The 3,310-nt window shown below is 40.2% G+C and carries 4 protein-coding genes and 1 tRNA gene; 3 read left to right on the top strand and 2 right to left on the bottom strand.

Annotated elements, in window-relative coordinates; genetic code table 11:
• On the top strand, positions 1–1,047 hold a 1,047-nt coding region (locus VIK44_RS02245; RefSeq protein WP_331552223.1), incomplete at its 5' end, for a Gfo/Idh/MocA family oxidoreductase.
• A gap of 83 nt (positions 1,048–1,130) precedes the next feature.
• Here the strand turns inward: VIK44_RS02245 and VIK44_RS02250 are convergent.
• Together VIK44_RS02250 and VIK44_RS02255 are read right to left on the bottom strand one after the other, a co-directional pair.
• Complete coding sequence (locus VIK44_RS02250) at positions 1,131–1,949, bottom strand: hypothetical protein (RefSeq protein WP_331552224.1); 819 nt, start codon at positions 1,947–1,949, stop codon at positions 1,131–1,133.
• Positions 1,950–2,019: 70 nt separating this feature from the next.
• The gene (locus VIK44_RS02255; protein ID WP_331552225.1) at positions 2,020–2,190 is read right to left on the bottom strand and encodes a hypothetical protein; all 171 of its coding nucleotides are present in this window, start codon (positions 2,188–2,190) and stop codon (positions 2,020–2,022) included.
• A gap of 237 nt (positions 2,191–2,427) precedes the next feature.
• Here VIK44_RS02255 and VIK44_RS02260 point away from each other — a divergent pair.
• Positions 2,428–2,525 (top strand) — tRNA-Sec (locus VIK44_RS02260).
• 279 nt (positions 2,526–2,804) lie between these two features.
• Positions 2,805–3,310 (top strand): hypothetical protein (locus VIK44_RS02265; RefSeq protein ID WP_331552226.1); only part of this gene is annotated, 506 nt, incomplete at its 3' end.

A 3,310-nucleotide genomic window follows, 5' to 3' on the forward strand; every position in this document is an offset into this window, starting at 1 on the left:
AGGATTTCTTTTGTAAGTGGAACCGGAGGATGGAAAATTCCGGCAAATTCATGGGAATGGAGGGTAAAGGAAAATGCTGAAGGTAGAGGATTTCAAACATTTGACCACGGACACCATCTATGGGCTACTGCCTGGTTTTTCTTTGGAGAAGTTGAAAGAGTATTGAGCTGGATCGACAATACCGATGGTTTTCTCGATTGTCCTTCAGTGATGATGTGGAAATATAAAAACTCATCAAAATACGGTACTTGCGAGTTTGTTCATGCCTCCGAACTTATTATACCTTCAAAATATTATGCTAATGATGAGTGGCTGCAAATTACTGGTAGTAAAGGGGTAATTTTTATAAATCGTTGCACCGGTTTAATTCATCAAGGTCCTGCTGTGAGTATGTTTAACAATGATGGATGGCATTATTACGACGATATAAAAAGCGATTGGGGCGAAGGTTTTATAGGAGCTGCTCATAATTTTATTGCAGCTATTAAAGGAGAAGGAAAACCCATGCTTTCAGCCGAACAAGGAATGGAAATATTAAAGTTTAACCTTGCTCTTTCAAAATCTTCGCGTGAACGTCGAGAAGTGTACCTTGATGAAATGACGAAATCGAATCCCGAAACCTTCACAAAAAAAACCATACGTAAAGAGCTAAAAGAAAAATATCCTTCAAAATCTATCTTTTCGTCGCTTTTTGGAGATAATACTTCAAAATATGCTCCTCAAGCCAAAGATTTAACTTATAAAATGGTTGAAGGGTTTAATGCTGATGCCGTAAAAGATTGGAAAAGTATTATAGGACTCCACCTTACAGGTGATGGAAATACTAAAGAAATTAAAATGGGATTTTTTATCGAAAATGGCAACATCCGAATAGAAGAAGGCTCAATTCCCAAAGAAGCAGTAATGACTATAAAAGCCTCCTGCGGTATATGGGCAGCTATATTACTAAAAAAGAAAAAACTCGAAATGGCATTTATTCAAGGAAAAATTAAAATTGAGGGGAAAGCCGAAGAAGGCTTAAAATTACGCTCAGCTTTTGGCATATAACAATTTGAAAAATAAAAAACGGCGATTGAAGAATAATTCCTCAATCGCCGCAACATGATGCATGGATCTACTTAGCTAACTTGTTAAAAACGCCGGGCAGCACGCACATGGCAGGCGGTTGAATAAATGATTGGATTTTTGACGTTTTTGGAGTAATACCTTGCAAATCCTGAGCCCACACCGGGCCAGAATCCCACGCCCCACACATCATAACTATCAATCTCAGACGAACTCCAATAGCACTGATCAGCAAAACCGCCAACAGGTGTATAGTGAATATCATGTTCATCTCGGGCATCACCATATCCTCTTTTTAGATTATAATGCAGTTCATCTTTCGACGGCAGAAACCAGTCATCATAAGTAACGCCGTCTTTTTTAATGCTATATCTAGCGCATCTAGCAGCGGCTCCGCTAATTAAATGGTCATTGGTTACTATATCAATCGTATTTTGATAACCAGTTCCAATTGATGTGCCTTCAGCACCCGGAACATCATAACCAAATTTACCCCATTTTGCATCGTGGTCAAATAAATAGGTTTGATCTTCCGGTGCCGCTTCCAGATAACGCCAGCCATTGGAATAGCTGCCTTTATCATAAAAGATCCAACCCCCCGTCGGACCGATATCACGAAGACCATATTTCGTGGTCAGACTGAAGGTGCCGGGTACCCCGCCAATGGTAAGAGTCGCACTCTTCTTTGTAGAGTAACTCCCCGATGAACGCAGATGCACTGTTACGGTATTGCCGTTGCTCACCGTGCCACTGGCATTTTTGTAAGATCCGCCGTTGATGGAGTATGTGGGTATTGTGCCTTTTGGCCAACCTGAGATAGAAATTGGCGTCGCTGCATCGATCCCTGATACTGCTATGGTATTGGACGTGTACACCGTGTCCAATGCCACATTCGTCTGAGCGGTAGAAGTTAATGGGTCGGTGGTCGTGTCAGCTGGTACGTATTCCCAGAAGTCATTGTAAGATGAACCATCCCGTCCCGATATAACCCTTGCTCTCAATGGAAAAACCGACGGCGCCATCTCTTGCTGTTCCCATGAAATCCGCCTTAGCTGTCCAGGTATCAGTTGCCGCAAAAAGCATACTGACACCAAGAAAACTGTAGAGCAATGCAATTACTACCATGATAAATCTCTTCATAAACACAACTTCCCTTGTTTATATTAATGTGATTTTTTCGGGTATGTAAGCTTTGAGAATCTCGTATTGATATGGAAAAAGGTATTACTTTTCGCTGCGGGACACTATGATAAATGATCTTGTATGCCAAGGAAACTTTGTGCTGCATATTTATTTAAAGCACTTTTTTGTATGTTGACACATGGGCACATTTAAAGTTAAAAGATTGCTAGATTTTTCCAAGGAAGTGCCAAGGTCACTGGTGGGCCTCCTGGACTTCAAATCCAGTGTGTGGCGCTAGAACCGTCACAGGTGGGTTCGATTCCCATGCACTTCCGCCAATTTATTAATAATAACAATATGTTAATAAAGATAAATATGCACACCAAACAGGCACCAGAATTTGATCTGGAGAGTCAAATCCATTATTCTTCTTGCCTGTTCCTTCCTGCTATCCACAAATGGTCAACATGGACAAATATGCTTGATTTCAATTCGTAATAAACACAATTCACGCCATATTTTGTGGCAATATTCCCTTGACATACAAGAGTGGCTTCCCTATACTCACTTCCAATGAAAGCAAGTTCTTATTAAATATATGTGGATGGAGGGAAATAATGAGAAAAACCATATGTGCCGTGGTAATTGTTTTAATGTGTATGTCTTCATTTGCGCTTGCAGATACAATTAAAGTTATTAATCAAAGAAATGAGTATGGTGGGACAACAAACGAGATTACATTGTCACCAACAGAAGGAAGCTATGAGGATGGGATTGAAACGTCAAAATCCTATTATGACAACAACGGAAAAATGGTGAAAAAGGAGGAATTCTATACTGACCAGCAGCAACGAAAGGATGGTGTAGAAACGTCAAGATTCTATTATGACAACAACGGAAAAATGGTGAAAAAGGAAGACTTCTACACCGACCAGAAACAACGAGAGACAGGGGCAGCAAATATAATAAACTATTATGACAACAACGGAAAAATGGTGAAAAAGGAGGAATTCTATTCCGACCAGAAACAACGAAAGGATGGGATAGAGACGTCAAGATTCTATTATGACAACAACGGAAAAATGGTGAAAAAGGAAGACTTCCATACCGATCAGCGGCAACA

The organism is Acetobacterium sp., assembly GCF_036508315.1.
In the GTDB taxonomy this organism is placed as follows: Bacteria; Bacillota; Clostridia; order Eubacteriales; family Eubacteriaceae; genus Acetobacterium.